This window comes from Microlunatus aurantiacus, from assembly GCF_039536605.1.
Lineage (GTDB): Bacteria > Actinomycetota > Actinomycetes > Propionibacteriales > Propionibacteriaceae > Microlunatus > Microlunatus aurantiacus.
This window is the reverse complement of record NZ_BAAAYX010000014.1, coordinates 199,308-220,157: the sequence shown is the minus strand read 5'-3', so window position 1 is coordinate 220,157 and position 20,850 is coordinate 199,308. Positions and strand designations below refer to the sequence as shown.

Here is a 20,850-nt window from a genome sequence, read left to right as displayed (position 1 = left end):
GCCCGCGCCGAGCCGGTCGGTGCCGGCGTCGAGGCGGTCGGTGCCGCGTCGAGGCGGGACTCAGGCGCCGGCGGCCTCGTCGGCGAGCCCCCCGAGGCCGTCGAGCTCGTCATCGGCCGGGTCGTCCGGCGCGTACGCCACCACGCCGCGCCGCATCGCCCGCACCACGGCCCGGGCGGTCTCGCGCACCTCGCCCGGCCCGGCGGCGTCGGCGACCTGACCGGCGAAATCGAGCACCTGGCGCACCCACCGGACGAAGTCGCCGGCCGTCAGGTGCCCGTCGGACAGGACGGCGGCGAGGGGGCGGCCCGACGCCCAGCCGTACGCGCACTGGCTGAAGCCGATGTCGGGCTCCGGTCCACGGGGCAGCCGGTTGTCCCGCTCCACCAGCGACACCTCGCGCCAGATCCGGCGCACCCGGGTCATCGCCTCCTCGCTGACGCCGTCCGGCATCCGCGGCTTGCGCCACTGGTCGTCGCTGCGGCGGGACTCGTAGACCAGCGAGGCCAGCACGGCGGCCAGCTGCGGCGGGGTCAGGTCGTCGAACACCCCCGAGCGGATGCACTCGGCCGCCACCAGGTCCAGCTCGGCGTAGATGCGCGCCAGCATCCGCCCCTCCCGGGTGACGTCGTCGCCGGTCTCGCCGCCGAGGTAGCCCAGCGAGCCGAGCACGGTGCAGATCTTGTCGAAGTGGGTGGCGATGGTGTTGGTCCGCGACGACACCCGCGCCTGGGCACGTTCGTTCTCCCGCTCCAGGCGCAGCGCCCGCTCGGCGTAGCGGGCGTGGGCCTCCCGGTCCGGGCAGGTGTGACAGGGGTGCCGCCGCAGGCGGTCGCGCAGGTCGTCGATCTGCTCGGCCATCTCCTCGCTGATCTGCCCCGGTCTGTACTTCTGCGGGTTGAGGTCGATCTCGCCGAGCTTGGACCGGAAGGCGGCCCCGAGGTTCCGGCGGGAGGCCGGCTCCTTCGGGTTGAACTGCTTGGGCACCCGCATCCGGCCGGCCACCGCCGGGGGGGTCGGGAAGTCGACCAGGGACAGCCGGCGGACGTGCCGGTCCTCGGTCAGGACCAGGGGACGCGGGTTGTCCCGGTCGCCGGTCCGCGTGTCGGGGTCGATGACCACCGCCCAACCCTGGTTCTTGCCGCTCGGCACCCGGATGATGTCGCCCGGCATCAGCGTCAGCAGCAGCTGGGTCGCCTCGGCCCGACGGTCCGCACTCCGCTCCCGGCTGGCTTCGGCCTCGGTGGCCCCGATCTCGGCCCGCAGCCGCGCGTACGCCTGGTAGTCGCCGCGGTCGCACGCCGCCCGCCCCCACAGCTCGGCCAGCGCCTCGGTGTTGCGGGTCAGCGAGCGGGACAGCCCGACCACTGACCGGTCCGTCTGGAACTGGGCGAACGACTGCTCCAGCAACGAGCGGGCGCGGTCCCGACCGACGGCGCCGACCAGGTTGACGGCCATGTTGTAGGTGGGCGAGAACGAGCTCTTCAAGGGGTACGTCCGGCGCGAGGCCAGACCGGCGACGGCCCGGGGGTCCAGCCCCGGCTGCCAGACCACCACTGCATGTCCCTCGACGTCGATGCCGCGGCGCCCGGCCCGGCCGGTCAGCTGGGTGTACTCCCCCGGCGTGATGTCGGCGTGGGTCTCGCCGTTGTACTTCACCAGCTTCTCCAGCACCACGCTGCGGGCCGGCATGTTGATGCCCAGCGCCAGGGTCTCGGTGGCGAACACCACCTTGACCAGCCCCTTCACGTACGCCTCCTCGACCGCCTCCTTGAAGGCGGGCAGCATCCCGGCGTGGTGGGCGGCGATGCCGCGCTGCAGCGCCTCGACGAACCGGTCGTAGTCCAGCGCCCGCAGATCCGCCGCGGTCAGACCGGCGACGTGGCGGTCGGCGATCCCGGCCAGCACCACGCGCTCGTCGGCGGACGTGAGGCGCAGCCCGGAGCCGAGCAGCTGCCCGACGGCGGCGTCGCAGCCGGCCCGGGAGAAGATGAAGACGATCCCGGGCAGCAGCCCCTCGGCGTCCAGCGCGCTGACCAGGTCCGCCCGGGAGGCGACGGCCAGCGAGCGCGGCCGACCGGGCCCCTCGGTGCGGGAGTGGTGTGCCGCCCCGCCGTAGGCCCCGCTGCCGTACGCATGGGTGCGCTTGCCCTTGCCGCTGCGTCCGCGCGGTCGCCGCGAGTCGTCCCGGACGTGCCGGGCCTCCTCCTTGCTGACCCGGACCAGGGCGGGGTTGACCTCGGCGTCGGCCTGGCTGGGCAGCGGGACCGCTGTGGGCGCCTCGTCGGCGAACAGGTCGTAGAGGCGCTTGCCGACCAGCACGTGCTGGAACAGCGGCACCGGGCGTCGCTCGGAGACGACCACGGCCATCTCGCCGCGGACCTCCGACAGCCAGTCGCCGAACTCCTCGGCGTTGCTGACCGTGGCCGACAGGGCCACCAGCTGGATCGACTCGGCCAGGCCGATGATGACCTCTTCCCAGACCGCACCGCGGAACCGGTCGGCCAGGTAGTGCACTTCGTCCATCACCACGAAGCCGAGGTTGGTCAGCGTCGCGGAGTTCGCGTAGATCATGTTGCGCAGCACCTCGGTGGTCATCACCACCACCGGCGCCTCGGAGTTGATGCTGGAGTCGCCGGTCAGCAGGCCGACGTTGGCCGACCCGTGGCGGCGGACGAGATCGGCGTACTTCTGGTTCGACAGTGCCTTGATCGGGGTCGTGTAGAACGCCTTACGGCCCCGCTGGAGGGCCAGCCAGATGGCGAACTCGCCCACGATCGTCTTGCCGGCACCGGTCGGCGCCGCGACCAGGACGCCGGACCCGCCCTCCAGATGGGCGCAGGCCTCGCGCTGGTAATCGTCGAAGGCGAACCCGTAGCCGTCGGCGAACGCCGTCAGCTCGGGCGTGGCCTGGGCGGACCGGAACCGCCGGTAGGCCGCCGCGGGACTGGCGTCCGCCGGCTCCTGATCGAGCGGTCCGCCGGTGGGGTCTGGACGTTCGATCATGACCGCCACGCTACCCAGACGGCGAAGGCGCCGCCGCCGGCCGCGCCGATCCGACCGCCGTGCCGTTGTCCCGGAGGCTCGGACTCCGGGGACCGGGGCATGGTCTTCGGGGACCGGGGCATGGTCTTCGGGGACCGGGACCGTCGCTCCGCCGTCAGGGGGCGTAGACGCAGAGCAGGCCGGGGCGGACTTCGATGTCCAGCGGCCCGGTCGGCAGCGGCTCGCCGTCGCCGTAGCCGGCCAGGTCGGCCCGCTCCACCCGGACCGTCCGTGCCCGCAGCCGCTCCACGCAGGGATCGCGGACGAACCGCCCGGAGAAGGTCTGGGGCAGCAGCCGCAGCAGCTTCCCCCGGCTGGCCGCGTGCACGATGGTCAGGTCCAGCAGCCCGTCGCCCGGGTCGGCGTCCGGGCAGATCTTCATCCCGCCGCCGTAGTAGGGGCTGTTCCCGACGGCCAGCAGCATCGCGTCGAGCTCACGGACCTCGCCGTCGACGGTCAGCCGGTACGGCAGCGGGTCGAACGCGGCGATCTCGGCCAGCGCCGCGACCGCGTACCGCAGCGAGCCCTTGGGCCGCGCCATCGCGTTGGCCCGGGCGTTGACCAGCGCATCGAAGCCGGTCGCCACGACGCCGCCGACGAAGGTGTCGTTGACCTGCAGGACGTCGATCGGGCGGGCCGGTCCGGACGCGATCGCGCGGGCCGCCGACACCGGGTCGCGGACGTCCATGCCGAGACCGCGACACAGGTCGTTCCCGGTCCCGGCCGGGATCAGACCGAGGTCACTGACCCCCGGGTGTGCGGCGACCACGTTGATGCCGAGGTGCATCATGCCGTCGCCGCCCATCACCACCAGGGTGCCGACGCCGGACTCGACGGCGTCCACCGCCATCGCCTCGGCCTCCTCGACGCTGCGGCTGAGCAGCACGTCGACCCGGTGGCCGGTGTCGCGGAACAGCCCGGCGACCTCCGGCAGCAGCTGCTGGGCCCGACCCTTGCCGGACGTCGGGTTGACCACCAGGGCGATGCTGTCCCCGGTCCGGGACCGGCCCGACCCGGCGTCGTCGGTACCGGGGGTGCGGGGGGCCACTGCTCAGTCGCTGGTCGTGTCGAGGTCGTCCAGGGCCTTGTCGTGCAGCACGACCGCCCCGTCACCCTCCAGGGCCCGCTTGGCCTTGCGCCGGTCCAGGACGTGTGCCAGCGCCTCGGCCACCAGGAAGAGCAGGGCCATCGGGATGGCCAGCGCCAGCATCGAGAAGGGGTCGGTGGACGGGGTCGCCACGGCCCCGAAGACGAAGGTGCCGAAGATGACGTAGATCCGCGCCTTGGACAGCTGCGACGCCTTGACCACACCCACGATGTTGAGCATGAGCACGATCAGCGGGATGAGGAAGGCGATCCCGAAGACGACCATCAACCGGAGCATGAACGAGAGGAAGTCGTTGATGTTCTGCAGGTTGGCCACACCGTCCTGGGTGAACCCCAGCAGCACCGCGATGCCCTTCGGCATGATCAGGTAGCCGGTCACGACGCCGGCCAGGAAGAGCGGCGTGGCGGTGCCGATGAAGATCATCGCCCACTTCTTCTCCTTGGCCAGCAGCCCCGGGACGATGAACGACCAGAGCTGGTAGAGCCAGACCGGGGAGGTGAGCACCAGCCCGGACACGAGGCAGACCTTCAGCAACAGGGTGAACGGGGAGGCCAGCCCGATGTTGACCAGGTCGGTGATCTGGTCCGGGTTCTTCTCCTTGAGCTGCGCGATGGCCACGTCGTACGGGTGGCGCAGGATGTCGAACAGCTGGCCGTAGAAGACGGCCGAGAGGATCATCCCGAGGAGGATCGCGCCGACGGCGATGACCAGTCGGTAGCGCAGCTCCCGCAGGTGCTCGAACAGGGTCATCGACCCGTCCGGTGGGGTCGGCGGGGGCTTCAGCCAGGCGAAGCTCAAGCGGACCGGACGGCCCAGAACGGTGAGTGCCACGGGAGTCTACTGAGCGGACAGAGCTCAGAGGTCCTTGCGCAGGTCGTTGGGCGCCGGATCCTGGACGGGGGTCTGCGGAGCGGGCTGGCTGACCGGCGGCTGGGTGGTCGGTCCGGCGATCTGGTCGTTCTCGGCGTTCTCGGACTTGAGACCCTTGGTCTCCTCCTTGAACTCCTTGAGCGCCCGACCGGTGCTCTTGCCGAGGCCGGCGAGGCGGGAACCGCCGAAGAGCAGCAGCACCACCGCCAGGATGATCAGCAGCTCAGGAACGCCGAGTCCGAACATGGCCAGTGGATTCATCTTTTCCTTCTTTCCGACGGATTCTGCTTCAGCGGTGAACCGATCCGATCACGGGATCATCGGTCATCCTACGTCGCAGCCCGGCGGGACAGGTCCGTCGTGGCCACGTGGATCTCGGTCCCGGCGGCGGCGCTCTGTCGGTCGGATCGACCGGTCCCGGTCTCCCCCGGTGCCCCGACCTGGTCCAGCAGCCCGAGCACCTGATCGGCCTGCGCGAGCAGCCCACCGACCTCGTCCAGCAGCGCCTGGCTCTTGCGCCACAGCGACACGCCGAAGCAGACCACCATCACGAGACCGCCCAGCGCTATCGCGCCGAACACGATGACCCAGATCACCCGGGGAGCCTACGCCAGCCCGAGCGCGGCGTACTGGTCCAGCGCCTCCCGGGCCACCTCGACGGCGGAGTCCCCCGCCCCGGCGGGTGAGAGCACCCGGGCGTGCCCACCCAGCCGGAGCAGCATGCCCTCCAGCCAGGACGGGTGGGTGACCCGCAGGGTCACCACCGACCCCCCGCCGGGTCGCTGGGTGACCTGCTCGGTCGGGTAGTACTCCGCGATCCAGGAAGCCTGCGGATCGAGCTCCAGGGTGACCAGCGGGGCGTCGGCCAGCGCGTCGAACCACCCGCCGGTCAGGTCGCGGAGCACCACGTCGTGCGCCGCCACGGGGACGTCGGTGACGGCGACGGCCGCGATCCGGTCCAGCCGGAAGGTGCGCAGACCACCGGCCAGGTAGCACCAGGCCTCGAGGTAGCCGTAACCGTCGAGCACGAAGACGCGCAGCGGGTCGACCTGTCGCCGCGTCGTCTCGGCCCGGGTGGCCACGTCGTAGGTGAGGTCCAGCCGGAGACCTCGCTGCAGACCGTCGCTCACCTGGGCCTGGATCTCGTCCCGCGCACCCTGCACCAGCACCGCCGCCTGACCCGAGTGCGCCTGGCTGCCCGCCACCGACTCGAGCTTGGCCAGCGCCGAGTCGATCGCCGCGCGCTTGCCCGGACCGGCGATCCCGCGCAGCGTCCGCAGGGCCAGCACCAGAGCCAGCGCCTCGTCCGCCGACAACCGGAGTGGTCGGGTGAGGTAGTCGGCGTTGGACAGGTGGATGACCCCCTCGCCGTCCACCGCGTCCATGTCGATGTCGATCAGGTCGCCCGGGGTCAGCCCGGGCATGCCGCACATCCACAGCACGTCCAGGTCGGCCCGGAGCGTGACCGGGCTGATGCCGAAGGACGCCGCCACCTCGGTCAGGGACACCCCGTCGTGCTCACGCAGGTAGGGCACCAGGGCCAGCAGCCGCCGCACCTGGGCGCGCGAGGTCATCACGCCGACACCCGCTCGTTCTCCAGCTCCCGGTCGGGGGACCCGTCGACGGCGGGGAGCGAGCCGGCGGCCACCCGGCCGAGCATGTCCAGCACCCGCTCCCGCAGCTCGGGCGGGTCGAGCACGATCGCGTCGGCCCCGTAGCGGACGACCTCCTCGGCCAGGGAGTGCCGATCCGAGTACGCCACCCGCAGCACCTCGAACCCGACCGGCAACCGTACGCCCGAGACCTCGGTGCCGACGGCCTGGCCGTCACCGGTCTGGCTGTCACCGGTCTGGCTGTCACCGGTCTGGCTGTCACCGGTCTGGGTGGTCCCGGTCTGGGCGGTCCCGGTCAGGCTGTTCCCGGCGCCACCGGCACCGGGGTCCTCGGCCGGACGGCTCTGTCTCCGCAGCGTGGGGCCCTTGCCCGCCCGGACCGCGATGGTGGCGGTCCGGTGGGGCTCCCTCGGGTCCAGGGACCGGGCCAGGGCCCGCAGGTCCAGGTCCTCGGGCACCTCGTAGGCACCGACCTTGGAGAGCCGTCGGGGCTTGTCGGTGATCCGGGTCAGCTTGAACATCCGGGTGGCCTGCCGGTCGGTGTCGAAGCCGATCACGTACCAGCGGCCCTTGGAGGCGGTCATCCCCCAGGGCTCGAGGGTGCGCTTCTCGGTGCCGCGGTAGGTGAAGGAGACCCGGACGCGGTCGAGCACCGCCGTCCAGAGCGGCTCGAACGCCTCTTCGCGCGCCTGCACCGACGGCTCCAGCGTGGCCAGCTGGGAGGTGTCCGGCTCGACCCCGGCCGCCCGGAGCTTGGCCAGGGCGCTCTGGGTCGACTCCGCCACGCTCGCGTGCTGCCACACCCGGGCCGCGACGCCGACCACGGCCGCCTCGTCGGCATCCAGCTCCACCGGCGGCAGCTCGAACTCCGAGGCCTTGATCCGGTAGCCGGGCTCGTCGTCGAAGAAGGCGTCGAACGAGCCGACCTCGATGGGGACGCCCAGCGCCCGCAGCTCGTCCTTGTCCCGTTCGAAGGTGCGCTCGAAGGCGCTGTCGGAGAGATCGTGGTAGCCCTCGACCGCCTCGCGGATCTGGCTCTTGGGTAGGTACCGACCTGACACCAACAGACAGATCGTGAGGTTGAGGATTCTCTCGGTCTTACGTGATGTCATGCTCAACTCCCGTACGACCGCAGGTCGTCACTCCGAGGGCTCCGTGCCGACGCGTCACGCTACCAGCATTCGAAAGGGTTTCCGATGAGCTCCGGCGCGGGTCGACCCCCGGGTGCCGCCGGTCGCGGTCACTCCTCCGGGGTCGAGACGGCCGGCGCCGGAACCGCGTCCGGGCCCTCCGGTCGCTACGCCCCGAGTCCCACCGGCGATCTGCACCTGGGCAACCTGCGCACGGCCCTGCTGGCCTGGCTGTTCGCGCGGTCGAGCGGTCGCCGGTTCCTGCTCCGGTTCGAGGATCTCGACGCCGGACGGGTCCGTCCCGGGGTCGCGGAGCGACAACGCGCCGACCTGGAGGCGCTCGGGCTCTCCTTCGACCCGCCGCTCCTGGTGCAGTCGGACCGGTCAACGGTCTACGGCGAGGCGCTGGCGGCGCTGTCCGGGCAGACCTACGAGTGCTTCTGCACCCGCCGGGAGATCGCCGACGCCGCTTCCGCCCCGCACGGTGATCCCGGCCGCTACCCCGGCACCTGCCGGGACCTGACCGGGGCCGAGCGGACCGAGCGCCGCCGGTCGGGACGATCGCCGGCGCTGCGCCTGCGCGGGAACGGTGCCGTGGTCACCATCACCGACCTCCTGCACGGCCCGGTGACCGGCGTGGTCGACGACGTGGTCGTCCGCCGGCCGCTGACCCCGCAGCACGGTGACCAGGTGGCGGCCTACCAGCTCGCGGTGGTGGTGGACGACGGCGCCAGCGGGGTCGACCAGGTCGTGCGCGGCGACGATCTGCTCGCCTCGGCCCCCACCCAGGCCTGGCTGGCCACCCGCCTGGGGTTGCCGGTGCCGACCTACGCGCACGTGCCGCTGGCCCTGAACGCGGGCGGACGCCGACTGGCCAAGCGGGACGGCGCGGTCACCCTCGCCGACCTCGCCCCCCTCGGCTGGACACCGGAACGGGTGCTCGGCCTGCTGGCCGCCTCCCTGGGGCTGACAGAGCCCGGCGAGCAGGTCAGCGCGACGGACCTGCTGGCCCGCTTCGACCCGTCCCGGCTGCCGCGGGAGCCCTGGGTCGTGCGACCCGATCGGCTCACCACCGCAGAGTGACGAGAAAAGCGACGGAGATCTGCCTCTCACGGTCCGGCCGCCGGCGTGTCGCGCGGCGTGTCGCCCACGCGTCGCAGGTTTCCGTCACCTGCCGAGCCTGATGCGACGGTCCGCCCCTACAGCGCGCCGACCACCCCGGCCTTGGTCAGCAGGTGGGTCATCTCGAAGGTGTGTCCCACCCCGTAGGTGGGCGTCCACTCCGGGTCCTGGGCCAGGTAGCTCTGGCTGTCCCCCTCGATCAGGCCGTAGAGCACCTCGCCCACGATCCGGCCGCCGACCGGACCGAGATGGCGCCCGCCGGCCTCCACCTCGGCCTCGCGCAGGATGTAGAACCACAGCGGGGTCCGCTCGTCGAGGTGGCTGGAGGACAGGTCGGCCAGGTCGGTCGGCTTGAGCACCGGCAGCTGCATGGCCCTGGCCACCGACTGACCCGACGGGACCCGCATGGTCAGGCTGCGCACCAGGTTGCGGATGGCCAGCGAGTCGGGCGTGCCGCTCGCCTGCCCGAGGAGGTGGAACAGCGCGCTCGACAGCGTGGTGTCGATCAGCTTGTTGGGCCGGACCCGACCGTCACCGAAGTCGAAGAACGTCTGCCAGTCCACGAACCGTCGCGGTGCGCGGCAACCGCCTCGCAGGTCGGCCGGGTCGTCGGCGACGGCGTGGGTGTGGTCGAAGATCATGGCGAAGAACTGCTGGCCGACGTCGCTGGCGCTGGTGCCGAAGTTGGCCCGGTAGCTGGGTCGCACCTGCGAGTGCCCGAAGCGGTAGGCCGCCACCGAGAACTCGACCGGGATGTACGGGTCGTGCCGCCAGGCGTAGAACTTCCGGCCGTGGGTGACGATGTCGGTCATGGTGGCGGCTCCGACCGTCTTCGGCAGGAACTCGTGCACGATCATCCACTGGTAGTGCCACCGCACGATGCGCTGGGCCTCGGCGAACACCTCCTCGACCGTCAGCACGGTCCCCAGCCCGTCCTTCACGTCGGCGACCACGGCGTTGTGGAAGCGCAGCATGGCGAGGTGCAGCTGGGCCACGATCAGGTTCTCGTCGTTGCGCGGGTCGCCGAGGATGGCGACGTTCTGGCTGTTGCGCGGCAGGTCGTAGCGCGGCTGGCCGTCCACCGTGACCGCCGCCGAGCCCGGGATCTCCTCGATGAGCAGCGTGGTCTGACCATGGTCGACGTGCTGGTCGTAGAGGGCGGGGCTGACGCCGGGACCGCCGCCGTACAGGCTGTCCAGGTCGAGCGCCGGGATCCGGAAGTTGCGGATGGACTCCGGGTCCTGTCGGCGGGCCAGGCTCGACGTCGGGTCGAACGTCATGTCGTGGTCGAGGAACTGGCCGAGGAACGTGAACCCGGCGGTGAGGTCCGGGTTGTTCGGGTTGTGCGCGCTCTTCGTCGGATCGGCGATCAGGGCGATCGGGTCGGTGAGATCGTCCGCGGCGTCCATCACCCCGCCGGGCCGCCCGATCTCGGTCAGCGCGGCGCGGATGGTCGGGGTGTCGGCCGAGAAGGGCGGCAGCGTCGGGAACAGCCGCCCGAAGCGGCCGCGGTCGTAGAACGTGGAACTGGGGGTGGTGACGCCGTTGTCGGCAGATCCGTGGCTCATGGCACAGAGGAGCCCCAGCAGCGGCCGACTGATACGGCCGGTGCTGGTCCGGCGACCCGGCTGGTGCTACTGGCTGGGAGCGGCGAACAGCAGGTCGACCACCAGCACCAGCGTGGTGTTCTTCTCGATCTTGGGGGTGGCGTTGCCGTCGGGATAGCCGTCGGCCGGCGGCACGATCAGCAGCACCCGGCTGCCGACGGTCTGACCGACCAGTCCCTTGGCCATGCCGGGGAGCAGACCGGACAGCTGGTACTGCTGGGCCCCGGACTTGTACGAGTCCTCGAGCAGCTGACCGTCCCACGTGTACCAGCGGTAGTTGAAGGTGATCGTGTCGGCCTGGGTGACCTTCGCCCCGGCGCCCTTGATGATCGGCTGCACCGTCAGCGCGGTCGGCGGCTCGGTCTTCGGCATGGTGACCTCGGGCACGCCGTTCTTGTCGGTCACCGTAGGCAGACCGGCCTTGGGATCGACCTTCTCGCCCTCCGGCCCGGTCAACGGAGCGGCCACGATGTCCACCACGAAGAGCAGGGTGTCGCCGACCTCGATGCCCGCCTGCGGGCTGCCGCCGCTGGCGTCGTAGCCGTCGGCGCCGGGCATGGCGATGAGCACCCTGCTGCCCTGCTGCTGACCGGTCAGACCCTTGCTGAAGCCGGGGACCACCTGCGCCAGGTTGAAGGTGGCCGGCTCGCCCCGGCTGAAGGAGTCGTCGAACTTCTTGCCGGTCCGTCCGTTCACGCCGTAGTAGTCGACGGTGACGGTGGTCCCCTCGGCCAGCTTCGGGCCGTTGCCTTCGCTGAGCACCCGGGTCTGGGTCTTGTCGACGGCGAACGGGGCCTTGACGCTGACCTTCGGCTCCTTGCCGAAGGCGCCGGTGACCTTGACGGCGTCGGTGTTCTTCGACACCGGCACCGCAGCCTTGGACGCCGACGGGCTCGCGCTCGCCGACGGGGAGCCGGAGGTCGGCGCGCTCGGGGAGGCGCTGGACGCGGGATCGCCCTCGTCACCGCAGGCGGCGAGTCCCATCAGGGACCCCGCCACGACGGTCACCAGCAGGGTCTTCAGGGCACGGCTCGTACGTCGGGAACGTACAGGTCGGTCAGCAGGCACCGGTGCACCCTACCCGGACCGAACCAACTCACCGCGGATCTGGGACCGCCGGCCGGTGGTGTGCAGGCGCCGGGTTCAGGCCAACGACGGTCGCCGCATCGACGCGATCAGCCGGTCGACCCGGTCGTCGGTGGCCAGGAACGGGTCCTTGCAGAGGACGGTGCGCTGGGCCTGGTCGTTCAGCTTCAGGTGCACCCAGTCGACCGTGTAGTCGTTGCGTCCCTCCTGGGCGGCCCGGATGAAGTCACCACGGAGCTTGGCCCTGGTGGTCTGCGGGGGCACGGACTTGGCCCGGAAGATGTCCAGCTCACCGGTGACCCGGGCGGCCATCCCGCGCGACTGCAGCAGGTCGAACAGCCCCCGACCGCGACGGATGTCGTGGTAGGCCAGGTCGAGCTGGGCGATCCGGGGGTCGGCCAGACCCAGCTCGTGCTTCGCCGCGTACCGGTCCAGCAGCTTCTGCTTGATCACCCAGTCGATCTCGGTGTCGACCAGCCCGAGCTTGTCCTCCGCGACGGCGCGCAGCGTCCGCTCCCACAGGTCCAGCACCCGGTCGACGGTCTGGGTGCCCAGGCCCTCGCGGCGGACGAACTCGCTCACCTTCTCGTAGTACTCCGTCTGCAGGTCCAGCGCCGAGGCGCGGCGGCCGTTGGACAGGGCCACCGTGGTGCGCCCGGTGGGGTCGCGGCTGAGGTCGCGGATGGCCCGGATCGGGTTCTCCAGGGTGAGGTCGCGCATCGGCACCCCGGCCTCGATCAGCCGCAGCACCAGCTCGGCGCTCCCGACCTTGAGCAGGGTGGTCGTCTCGCTCATGTTGGAGTCCCCGACGATCACGTGCAGCCGCCGGTAGCGCTCCGGGTCGGCGTGCGGCTCGTCGCGGGTGTTGATGATCGGCCGGCTCCTGGTGGTGGCCGACGAGACCGACTCCCAGATGTGCTCGGCCCGCTGGCTGACGCTGAACTCCGCACCCCGGGCCGTGTGCAGCACCTTGCCGGAGCCGCAGATCAGCTGCCGCGACACCAGGAAGGGGACGAGCACGTCGGTGATCTTGGCGAAGTCACCGACCCGGGAGATCAGGTAGTTCTCGTGGCAGCCGTAGGAGTTGCCGTGGCTGTCGGTGTTGTTCTTGAACAGGTAGATGTCGCCGCTGATCCCCTCGCTGGCCAGCCGCTGCTCCGCGTCGACGATGAGGTCCTCGAGGATCCGCTCGCCGGCCCGGTCGTGGTTGATCAGCTGGACCAGGTCGTCGCACTCCGCGGTGGCGTACTCGGGGTGCGAGCCGACGTCGAGGTAGATCCGGGATCCGTTGCGCAGGAAGACGTTCGACGACCGACCCCAGGTGACGACGCGCCGGAACAGGTAGCGGGCCACCTCGTCGGGGGTCAGCCGACGCGTTCCACCGGAGGTGCAGGCGACCCCGTACTCGGTCTCCAGCCCGTAGATGCGCCGGTCCACTGATCCTCCTCGTCCCGCTCGGGGTCCGGTCAGCCGCCGGTGAGATCCAGCAGCTCGCCGAGCTCGTCGCGGGTCAGCTCGCGGAACTCCCCGACCTTCAGGTTGCCCAGCCGGACCGGGCCGATGCCGGTCCGCGACAGCCGGCGCACGGGATGACCGACCGAGTCCATCGTACGGCGCACGATCCGGTTCCGACCTTCGGTCAGGGTGATCCGGACCAGTGTCTTGTCGGGCGCCGACGACACCACCTTCACCGACGTCGGCCGGACCGGACCGTCCTCGAGGGTGACGCCCTGCCGGAGGCGCTTGATGGTGTGCGGGCTGAGCACCCCCTCGACCTCCGCCAGGTACGTCTTCGGGACCTCGAACGAGGGGTGCGCCAGCCGGTGGCCGAAGTCGCCGTCGTTGGTCAAGATCAACAGGCCCTCGGTCTCGGTGTCCAGGCGTCCGACGTGGAACAGGCGGTCGTTGGCCGAGCGGCGCCCCGGCACCTTGCCGACCAGCAGGTCGGCGAGCGTGCGCCGACCCTCGGGGTCGTCCATGGTCGACACCACGCCGCGGGGCTTGTTCAGCACGAGATAGAGGTGTCGACGGGGCGGTGGGATGCGGGAGCCGTCGACCCGTACGGTGTCGCGCTCGGGATCCACCCGCATGCCCTGCTCGGTGACCAGCCGTCCGTTCACCTCGACCCGGCCCTCGTTGATCATGTTCTCGGCGACCCGTCGCGACGCGACACCGGCCGCGGCCAGCACCTTCTGCAGGCGTACGCCTTCGGTCGACTCCTCAGCCATGGCTGTCTTCTCTCTCGTGGTAACGATCGTCGGAGCCGTCAGCGTCGGTGGTCGCCGGGGCGACCACGGCATCTGACAGCTCGGCGGTGGGTTCATCGGGTACGGCCTGTGGTCGGGCCAGCTGGCTCAGCTCGGCCTCCAGCTCGTCGACCTCGGGCAGGTGCGGCGCCAGGGCCGGCAGGTCGTCCAGGCTACGCAGCCCCATCCGCTCCAGGAAGTAGCCCGTGGTGCGGAACAGGATCGCCCCGGACTCCGGGTCGTGCCCGGACTCCGCGACCAGCCCCCGGGTCAGCAGCGTCCGCATCACCCCGTCGACGCTGACCCCGCGGACGGCGGAGATCCTGGCCCGGGAGATCGGCTGCTGGTAGGCGACCACGGCCAGCGTCTCGAGCGCGGCCTGCGAGAGCTTGGCCTGCTGCCCGTCGAGCAGGTAGGCCGAGACCAGGTCGGCGTGCTCGTCGCGGGTGTAGTAGCGCCAGCCGCCACCGATCTGCCGCAGCTCGAAGCCGCGCCCGGTCTCCTCGTAGAAGGCGACGAGCTCGGCCAGCGCCTCGGCGACCAGACCCGTCGGCGCCCCGAGGGCCGCCGCCAGCTCGGTCTCCGGCATCGGCTCGTCGGCGATCAGCAGCAGCGCCTCCAGCGCACCGCTGATCTCCTCGGCCGTCGTCGCCGCCGCCTGCTCGCCGGTGCCGGTCTCGGTGGTCCCGGTCTCGGTGGTCCCGGTCTCGGTGGTCCCGGTCTCGGTGGTCCCGGTCTCGGGAAGGCCGTCGGCCATCGACTCCGACGGCTCGGGACCTCTTCCGCTCAGGTCGGTCATGCCGGCCCCCTCTCGGCTGGGTTGTCTGCGGAGTCGTCAGCGCCGGCGGTCGGCCGGGCGACCACTCCGTCTGACACCTCGGTGGTGCTCGACTCGGACGGGACGGTCGGAGCGTCCCCGTCGAACTCGTCGGAGATGTCCAGGTCGCCGGACTCGCTGCCGGTCCAGCGGATGGTCAGCTCACCGAGCGGGGTGAGCTGCTCGAAGGCCACCGCCTGCTCCCGGAACAGCTCGAGCAGGGCCAGGAAGCGGGCCACCGTGGTCACCCGGTCGGGTGCGTCGGCCGACAGCGCCCGGAACGTCATGGTGCCGGTCCGACGCAGCCGGTCGACCACCAGGGCGGCCTGCTCGCGGACGCTGACCGTGGACAGGTGCAGGTGGGCCAGCGAGATCACGTCGGCCTGTTTCGGCGCCATCGCCTTGGCCGCCAGGGCGGCCAGCTCGACCGGGGTGATGGTCAGTCGCACCTCCGGGAGCAGGCTGGCGAACCGGGGGTCCGGTCCCACCTGCCGCGGATGCCGGCGGTCCTCCACCGACAGACGCTGGACGAGCAGGGCGGCGATCTGCTTGTACGCCTTGTACTGCAGCAACCGCGCGAAGAGCAGGTCCCGCGCTTCCAGCAGCGCCAGGTCCTCGGTGTCGGTCATCTCCCCCGACGGCAGCAACCGGGCGGCCTTGAGGTCGAGCAGGGTCGCCGCCACGACGATGAACTGGCTGGTCTGCTCCAGGTCCCACGCGTCCCCGCTGGCCTTGATGAAGCCGATGAACTCGTCGGTCACCTTGGAGAGGGCGACCTCGGTGACGTCGAGCTTGTGCTTGGAGATCAGCTGCAGCAGCAGGTCGAACGGACCGGTGAAGTTGGTCAGGTGGACCGAGAAGACCCCCTCGTCCGCGGCGGACGCCGGGAGTCCGTCCGGCACCCCGGCCGTGCTCGCCCGATCGGTCGGCACCGTGATCAAGACGCCGTCAACCGGCGGACCAGCTCGCCGTCGCCGCCGGCGGAGTCCAGGTCGGCCAGCGCCAGCGCCATCGCTGCCCGGACCAGGCGGCCCCGGTCGACGGCCAGCCCCAGCTCACCGCGCAGCCGCAGCCGGGCCTGCTCGATGGCGAGCAGCTCCTCACGGCTGACGTAGACGGTGATCTTCTCCTCGTGCCGGACCCGACCGGAGCCGCCGGTGACCGCGCCAGGCCCGTCAGCCGGCGGAGCCACCTCGGGACGGGTGGGCGTCGGGGGCGACGCCGCCCGGAGCGTCCGGTCGGGGTCGTCGACGGCGCGCGGACCGGTCGGGGGCTCGCCCGAGCGGCGGTCGGCCGCCGTCTCGGGACCGGTGGATCGGAAGAGCTCCGACGCACCGGGCAGCTTCACGCGACGCGACACCGCTGCAGGACCTCTCGTGCCAGGCTCCGGTAGGACGCCGCCCCCGCGGACGAGGACGCGTACGTGGTGATCGGCTCGCCCGCCACCGTGGTCTCGGGGAACTTGATGGTCCGCCGGATGACGGAGTGGAAGACGACCTCGCCGAAGGCGTCCACGACCCGCTCCATCACCTCGCGGGTGTGCAGCGTGCGGGGGTCGTACATCGTGCCGAGGATGCCGAGCACCTCCAGGTCCGGGTTCAACCGGTCCTGGACCTTGGTGATGGTGTCGGTCAGCAGGGCGATGCCCCGGAGGGCGAAGAACTCGCACTCCATCGGCATGATCACCTTGTCCGCCGCGGTCAGCGCGTTGATCGTGAGCAGACCCAGCGACGGGGCGCAGTCGATCAGGATGACGTCGTAGACCGCGCGGAGCGGCCGCAGCAGACGCTGCAGGGTCTGCTCCCGGGCCACCTCCGAGACCAGCTGGATCTCGGCGGCGGACAGGTCGATGTTGGCCGGCAGGATGTCCATCCCGTCGACCACGCTGGGTCGGATCACCTCGTCGGCGGTCGCGTCCCGGCCGAGCAGCAGGTTGTAGATGCTCAGGTCCAGCGTGTGCGGGTTGATCCCCAGCCCGACCGACAGCGAGCCCTGCGGGTCGAAGTCGACCAGGAGCACCTTGCGCCCCAGCTCGGCCAGCGAGGCCCCCAAGTTGATGGTGGTGGTCGTCTTGCCGACCCCGCCCTTCTGGTTGCACATCGCGATCACCACGGCCGGGCCGTGACCGGACAGCGGCTCCGGCTCGGGGAGCTCGGGCCAGGGACGCCCGGTCGGACCGAGCGCGGGTCCGGGGTCGGTCTCCGGGGCCGCGAACAGGCCGTCCGTCGGTTCCTCCGCCGCCGGCACCGCCACGCCGGCCGGTTCGTGCTGCTGATCCTCGTGCCGGATCTCGCCGTCGTGCTCCACTCGCGGATCTCCCTCCGTTGCCTCGGGCAGCCTAGTGCCTGGCCGTGGCGCTTTGTCGACTTGGACTGCGGAGCGTGCCGCCCGGCGGGACAAACTCGGGGCTCAACGGGCCGACACGCCGACCACGAGGTCCGCCACCGCCTTGACCCCCACGGCCGTCCCGGCTCGCCCCTCAGCCCATGGCCCGCGGGTGCGACGAGCGGTACACCTCGCGCAGGTGGTCGACGGTGACCTGGGTGTAGATCTGGGTGGTGGTCACCGACGCGTGCCCCAGCAGCTCCTGCACGACGCGGACGTCGGCGCCGCCCTCGAGCAAGTGGGTGGCGTAGCTGTGCCGCAGCGTGTGCGGCGACACGTCGGCGGTGATGCCGGCGCGTTCGGCGGCGGTCTTCAGGATCGTCCAGGCGCTCTGCCGTGACAGCCGACCACCTCGGCGGTTGACCAGCAGCGCCGGGGTCCCCCGCCCGCCCGCCACCAGACCCGGGCGGGCACGGGTCAGGTAGGCCCGGACCGCTTCGCGGGCGTACGAGCCGACCGGCACCCAGCGCTCCTTGCTGCCCTTCCCGAACAGCCGGAGCCCGACAGGTTCCTCCGCGGGCGCATCGGCGAGCCGGGCCACGTCGTCGACGTCCAGACCGACCACCTCCGAGATGCGCGCACCGGTGCCGTAGAGCAGCTCCAGCAGGGTGACGTCCCGCAGCCCGAGCGGGGTCTCCACCAGCGGTGTCTCCAGCAGCGCCTGCACCTCGGCCAGGCTCAGTCCCTTGGGCAGCCGGCGGCCCGCCCGGGGCGGCGCGACCTCACGGGCCGGGTCGGTGGTGGTGAGTCCGTCGTCGGCGGCGAACCGGTGCAGGCTGCGGACGGCGACCACGATCCGCGCCGTGCTCGCCGGCGCCAGCGTGCTCTCCCGGAGGTCGCCGGCGAACTCCGCCACCACGGGGGCGCTCACCTGCTCGAGGTCGCGGATTCCCTTGCTGGTCAGGAACTCCACGTAGCGGCGAAGATCACGACGGTACGCCGACGAGGTGTGCGGCGACACTCCTCGCTCGACCCTGAGGTGGTCCAGATAGCCCTCGACCGCCTGCGCCGCGGTCAGCTCGGCGGACACCGCCCCGCCGCCGCCGGTCAGCCGAGCACGTCGGCGAGCGGGCGGTGGGGCATCCCGTGAGCCTGGGCGACGGGGCCGTTCACCAGGTCGCCGTCGTGGGTGTTGACACCCAGGGCCAGCGCCTGATCGGCCCGGCACGCGGCCTGCCAGCCACGGTCGGCCAGACTCACCACGTACGGCAGCGTCACGTTGGTCAGCGCGTACGTCGAGGTGTGCGGGACGGCGCCGGGCATGTTGGCCACGCAGTAGAAGACCGAGCCGTGGACCATGTAGGTCGGCTCCGCGTGGGTGGTGGGCCGGCTGTCGGCGAAGCAGCCGCCCTGGTCGATGGCGATGTCGACGAGCACGCTGCCCGAGCGCATCCGGGCCACCAGCTCGTTGCTGATCAAGGTCGGCGCCTTGGCGCCCGGCACCAGCACGGCCCCGATCACCAGGTCCGCGTCGACCACGGCCCGCTCGATCTCGTACGAACTGGACGCGACCGTCTGCAGGTGGCCCTGGTAGATCCGGTCGACCTCGCGCAGCCGGTCGATGTTGTTGTCGAGCAGGAGGACCTCGGCCTGCATGCCCAGGGCGATGGCCGCGGCGTTCATGCCGGAGACCCCCGCCCCGATCACCACCACCTTGGCCGCGTAGACGCCCGAGACGCCACCCATCAAGGTGCCGCGACCGCCGCCCTGGCGCATCAGGTGGTAGGCGCCGACCTGCGGTGCGAGCCGGCCGGCGACCTCGCTCATCGGCGCGAGCAGCGGCAGCTGTCCGGACGGCAGCTGGACCGTCTCGTACGCGATGCCGGTCACCCGGCGGTCGAGCAGGGCGTGGGTGCAGTCCCGGCCGGCGGCCAGGTGCAGGTAGGTGAAGAGCACCTGACCGGGTTGCATCCGGTCGTACTCGACGGCGATCGGCTCCTTCACCTTCAAGATCATCTCCGCCGACGACCACACGGCGTCCGGTCCGGTGACGATGGTCGCTCCGGCGGCCCCGAACTCGGCATCGGGGATCGAGGACCCCAGACCGGCGCCCGCCTCCACCGTCACGTGGTGACCGTGCCGGACCAGCTCGTGCACACCGGCCGGGGTGATGGCCACCCGGTACTCGTGGTTCTTGACCTCCGACGGCACGCCAACCCTCATGGCCGGATCCTAGTGCTGCGCCGGCACCTCCGGGGAGGGCCGGGCGGCGGCCCGATCGATCAGCAGCTGGGCGACCACGAGGTTGGGCACCCAGCACAGCCAGGCGACGGCCGGGTAGACGCGGTCGAGCTCGAGCCCGAGGACCATCGAGACCGGTAGGTAGATCCGTAGCATCACCGCGGCGTACGTGAGGGCGAACGATCTCGTCATCCAGCGGCGGTGCCGGGTGATGTCACCGGCTCGGACGGCCCGGTAGCCGAGGAACCCGGTGAGGAGCCAGCCGAGGGCCAGACCGAGGAAACCGGCCCCGGCGACCGGGCTGCTGGTGGTGAACAGCGCGAGCGCCCCGCCGGACAGGCCGCCGACCGCGCAGGCGACCAGGTAGAGCCGACCGGACCAGCGATGCACGCGTGGGGCTCGGAGACGCAGCTCCCGGGCGAACTGCCACGGACCGATCAGCAGGGCGAGACCGGAGGCGACGATGTGCACCCGTAGCCCGAGCGGGGTCGGGAAGCGGTTGGCGGCGATCTCCACCGGGACCAGACGGAAGCCGCTGGCCACCAGGGCGACGGCGTAGCCGCCGACAGCCACGGCGAACAGGGTCATGATCACCCAGCCGACCCGGCGGGCCTTCGCGTGGGGTCGGGTCGGCTCGGGCCGGGCGGCGGGGGTGGCGATGATGCTCATGCAGCGGATGCTCGTCCCACCGACCGTGCGCGGCATCCGGGACGCGTCCGGCGAGGACCCGGGGCGTCCCCTGGTCTCTCCCGCGGTCAGGACGGCAGGATCACGTTCATGGCGTTGCGCAGCAACCGCCACTCCCGCCTGGTGATCGGTCCCTCGATCTCCCCGTCGGCGCTGAGGTGCACCGGCTGCCCACTGACCTCCACCCGGGAGGCCAACCGGTGCTCCACGTCCCGGTGCCGGGGGTGGCGTGCCCGGGCCAGGTCGACGCCGTAGGTGACCCGACGCCAGGCCCCGGTGGCGCGCGCGACCAGCACGTCGAGCCGACCGTCGTCCGGGTCGGCGTCCGGGTTGAGCGCCAGCCCACCGCCGACAGTGGCGCCGTTGCCGATCGACACCTCCAGCAACCCGTGCTCCCCGTCCGCCACGACCTCGTCGTCCACGGTCACCCGGAGCCGGTACGGGTCGGAGAAGGCGGCCTGCAGGAGACCGATCGGGTAGCCGACCCGGCCGACCCGCTTCTTCCAGCGGGCGCCGTAGCGGGACGCGTCGGCACCGATACCGAGGTGCACGTTGTTCACCACCACCCGGTCCCCGTCGTCGCAGATCAGGTCGACGTCGCGCACGTGCCGAGCCGCGACCACCCGGGCGGCGTCCTCGACGTCGAGCGGGATCCGGTTGCTCCGGGCGAAGTCGTTGCCGGTGCCCATCGGCAGCAGACCGAGGACGGTGTCGTCGAGCTCCCGGCGCTCGTGCAGCCGGGCGACGGTCAGGTGCAGGCTCCCGTCGCCGCCGGCCACGACCAGCGTGCGACCGTCCCGACCGTCCAGTGCGGCGTCGAGGGCACCGTCCTCGCCGGTGCGGACGACCTCGACCTCGGCGGACCCCCGGAGCACCGCCAGCGCTCGGTCGAGGTGGTCGCGGTCGGCTGATCCGGCTGCGGCGTTCGTCAGCACCAGCAACGCGTCCATCCC

20 protein-coding genes are annotated in these 20,850 nt (G+C 71.7%); 1 reads left to right on the top strand and 19 read right to left on the bottom strand.

Features of this window, described 5'->3' with window-relative positions; translation table 11 throughout:
- Nucleotides 1-60 precede the first annotated feature (60 nt).
- From ABD714_RS17840 to ABD714_RS17810, 7 genes are all read right to left on the bottom strand, one after another.
- Nucleotides 61-3,006: a DEAD/DEAH box helicase gene (locus ABD714_RS17840; protein WP_344813786.1), complete on the bottom strand. Its 2,946-nt coding sequence runs from the start codon at nt 3,004-3,006 to the stop codon at nt 61-63.
- Between the two features lie 154 nt (nt 3,007-3,160).
- Complete coding sequence (locus ABD714_RS17835) at nt 3,161-4,093, bottom strand: diacylglycerol/lipid kinase family protein (protein ID WP_344813785.1); 933 nt, start codon at nt 4,091-4,093, stop codon at nt 3,161-3,163.
- Nucleotides 4,094-4,096: 3 nt separating this feature from the next.
- A complete protein-coding gene (tatC, locus tag ABD714_RS17830; RefSeq protein WP_344813784.1) occupies nt 4,097-4,984 on the bottom strand; it encodes a twin-arginine translocase subunit TatC in 888 nt (295 codons plus the stop codon).
- A 24-nt stretch (nt 4,985-5,008) separates the two neighbouring features.
- Complete coding sequence (tatA, locus tag ABD714_RS17825; protein WP_425562410.1) at nt 5,009-5,284, bottom strand: twin-arginine translocase TatA/TatE family subunit; 276 nt, start codon at nt 5,282-5,284, stop codon at nt 5,009-5,011.
- A 68-nt stretch (nt 5,285-5,352) separates the two neighbouring features.
- Nucleotides 5,353-5,619, bottom strand: coding sequence for a hypothetical protein (locus ABD714_RS17820; RefSeq protein WP_344813783.1), 267 nt, complete (start codon nt 5,617-5,619; stop codon nt 5,353-5,355).
- A gap of 9 nt (nt 5,620-5,628) precedes the next feature.
- Entirely contained in the window at nt 5,629-6,597 is a 969-nt protein-coding gene (locus tag ABD714_RS17815) for a helix-turn-helix transcriptional regulator (RefSeq protein WP_344813782.1), read from the bottom strand.
- Nucleotides 6,597-7,697, bottom strand: a complete 1,101-nt coding sequence (locus ABD714_RS17810) for a helix-turn-helix transcriptional regulator (protein ID WP_344813781.1) — start codon at nt 7,695-7,697, stop codon at nt 6,597-6,599. Before ABD714_RS17810 ends, ABD714_RS17815 begins: the two co-directional genes overlap by 1 nt.
- A gap of 135 nt (nt 7,698-7,832) precedes the next feature.
- Here ABD714_RS17810 and gluQRS point away from each other — a divergent pair, with 135 nt between their 5' ends.
- Complete coding sequence (gluQRS, locus tag ABD714_RS17805; RefSeq protein WP_344813780.1) at nt 7,833-8,849, top strand: tRNA glutamyl-Q(34) synthetase GluQRS; 1,017 nt, start codon at nt 7,833-7,835, stop codon at nt 8,847-8,849.
- Nucleotides 8,850-8,965: 116 nt separating this feature from the next.
- On the opposite strand, the gene ABD714_RS17800 is transcribed toward gluQRS, so the two are convergent.
- The 12 genes from ABD714_RS17800 to ABD714_RS17745 form a co-directional block, all read right to left on the bottom strand.
- Nucleotides 8,966-10,456, bottom strand: a complete 1,491-nt coding sequence (locus ABD714_RS17800) for a peroxidase family protein (protein ID WP_344813779.1) — start codon at nt 10,454-10,456, stop codon at nt 8,966-8,968.
- Nucleotides 10,457-10,522: 66 nt separating this feature from the next.
- Nucleotides 10,523-11,563 (bottom strand): FKBP-type peptidyl-prolyl cis-trans isomerase, encoded by a 1,041-nt coding sequence (locus tag ABD714_RS17795; RefSeq protein ID WP_344813778.1) that lies wholly within the window; start codon nt 11,561-11,563, stop codon nt 10,523-10,525.
- A 75-nt stretch (nt 11,564-11,638) separates the two neighbouring features.
- Nucleotides 11,639-13,018: a Pup--protein ligase gene (pafA, locus tag ABD714_RS17790; RefSeq protein WP_344813777.1), complete on the bottom strand. Its 1,380-nt coding sequence runs from the start codon at nt 13,016-13,018 to the stop codon at nt 11,639-11,641.
- Between the two features lie 29 nt (nt 13,019-13,047).
- Nucleotides 13,048-13,809 carry a pseudouridine synthase gene (locus tag ABD714_RS17785; protein WP_344813776.1) on the bottom strand — a complete coding sequence of 254 codons (762 nt, stop codon included), beginning with the start codon at nt 13,807-13,809 and terminating at the stop codon, nt 13,048-13,050.
- A complete protein-coding gene (scpB, locus tag ABD714_RS17780) occupies nt 13,802-14,626 on the bottom strand; it encodes an SMC-Scp complex subunit ScpB (RefSeq protein WP_344813775.1) in 825 nt (274 codons plus the stop codon). Before scpB ends, ABD714_RS17785 begins: the two co-directional genes overlap by 8 nt.
- Nucleotides 14,623-15,576 (bottom strand): segregation and condensation protein A, encoded by a 954-nt coding sequence (locus tag ABD714_RS17775; RefSeq protein ID WP_425562409.1) that lies wholly within the window; start codon nt 15,574-15,576, stop codon nt 14,623-14,625. Before ABD714_RS17775 ends, scpB begins: the two co-directional genes overlap by 4 nt.
- Before the next feature lie 5 nt (nt 15,577-15,581).
- Entirely contained in the window at nt 15,582-16,004 is a 423-nt protein-coding gene (locus ABD714_RS17770; RefSeq protein ID WP_344813774.1) for a cobyrinic acid a,c-diamide synthase, read from the bottom strand.
- Nucleotides 15,989-16,861, bottom strand: a complete 873-nt coding sequence (locus ABD714_RS17765) for a ParA family protein (protein ID WP_344813832.1) — start codon at nt 16,859-16,861, stop codon at nt 15,989-15,991. The genes ABD714_RS17770 and ABD714_RS17765 overlap by 16 nt, the downstream gene beginning before the upstream one ends.
- Nucleotides 16,862-17,123: 262 nt before the next feature.
- Nucleotides 17,124-18,059: a site-specific tyrosine recombinase XerD gene (gene xerD / locus ABD714_RS17760; RefSeq protein ID WP_344813773.1), complete on the bottom strand. Its 936-nt coding sequence runs from the start codon at nt 18,057-18,059 to the stop codon at nt 17,124-17,126.
- A gap of 17 nt (nt 18,060-18,076) precedes the next feature.
- Complete coding sequence (gene ald, locus ABD714_RS17755) at nt 18,077-19,192, bottom strand: alanine dehydrogenase (protein ID WP_344813772.1); 1,116 nt, start codon at nt 19,190-19,192, stop codon at nt 18,077-18,079.
- Nucleotides 19,193-19,201: 9 nt separating this feature from the next.
- Nucleotides 19,202-19,879: a DUF2306 domain-containing protein gene (locus tag ABD714_RS17750; RefSeq protein WP_344813771.1), complete on the bottom strand. Its 678-nt coding sequence runs from the start codon at nt 19,877-19,879 to the stop codon at nt 19,202-19,204.
- Between the two features lie 86 nt (nt 19,880-19,965).
- A complete protein-coding gene (locus ABD714_RS17745) occupies nt 19,966-20,847 on the bottom strand; it encodes a diacylglycerol/lipid kinase family protein (protein WP_344813770.1) in 882 nt (293 codons plus the stop codon).
- Nucleotides 20,848-20,850: the final 3 nt, after the last annotated feature.

Coding starts and splice junctions, on each gene's coding strand:
- ABD714_RS17840 (WP_344813786.1), bottom strand. CDS start 3,006: ATGATCGAACGTCCAGACCCCACCGGCGGACCGCTCGATCAGGAGCCG.
- ABD714_RS17800 (WP_344813779.1), bottom strand. CDS start 10,456: ATGAGCCACGGATCTGCCGACAACGGCGTCACCACCCCCAGTTCCACG.
- ABD714_RS17750 (WP_344813771.1), bottom strand. CDS start 19,879: ATGAGCATCATCGCCACCCCCGCCGCCCGGCCCGAGCCGACCCGACCC.
- ABD714_RS17745 (WP_344813770.1), bottom strand. CDS start 20,847: ATGGACGCGTTGCTGGTGCTGACGAACGCCGCAGCCGGATCAGCCGAC.
- ABD714_RS17785 (WP_344813776.1), bottom strand. CDS start 13,809: ATGGCTGAGGAGTCGACCGAAGGCGTACGCCTGCAGAAGGTGCTGGCC.
- tatA (WP_425562410.1), bottom strand. CDS start 5,284: ATGAATCCACTGGCCATGTTCGGACTCGGCGTTCCTGAGCTGCTGATC.
- ald (WP_344813772.1), bottom strand. CDS start 19,192: ATGAGGGTTGGCGTGCCGTCGGAGGTCAAGAACCACGAGTACCGGGTG.
- gluQRS (WP_344813780.1), top strand. CDS start 7,833: ATGAGCTCCGGCGCGGGTCGACCCCCGGGTGCCGCCGGTCGCGGTCAC.
- ABD714_RS17815 (WP_344813782.1), bottom strand. CDS start 6,597: ATGACCTCGCGCGCCCAGGTGCGGCGGCTGCTGGCCCTGGTGCCCTAC.
- scpB (WP_344813775.1), bottom strand. CDS start 14,626: ATGACCGACCTGAGCGGAAGAGGTCCCGAGCCGTCGGAGTCGATGGCC.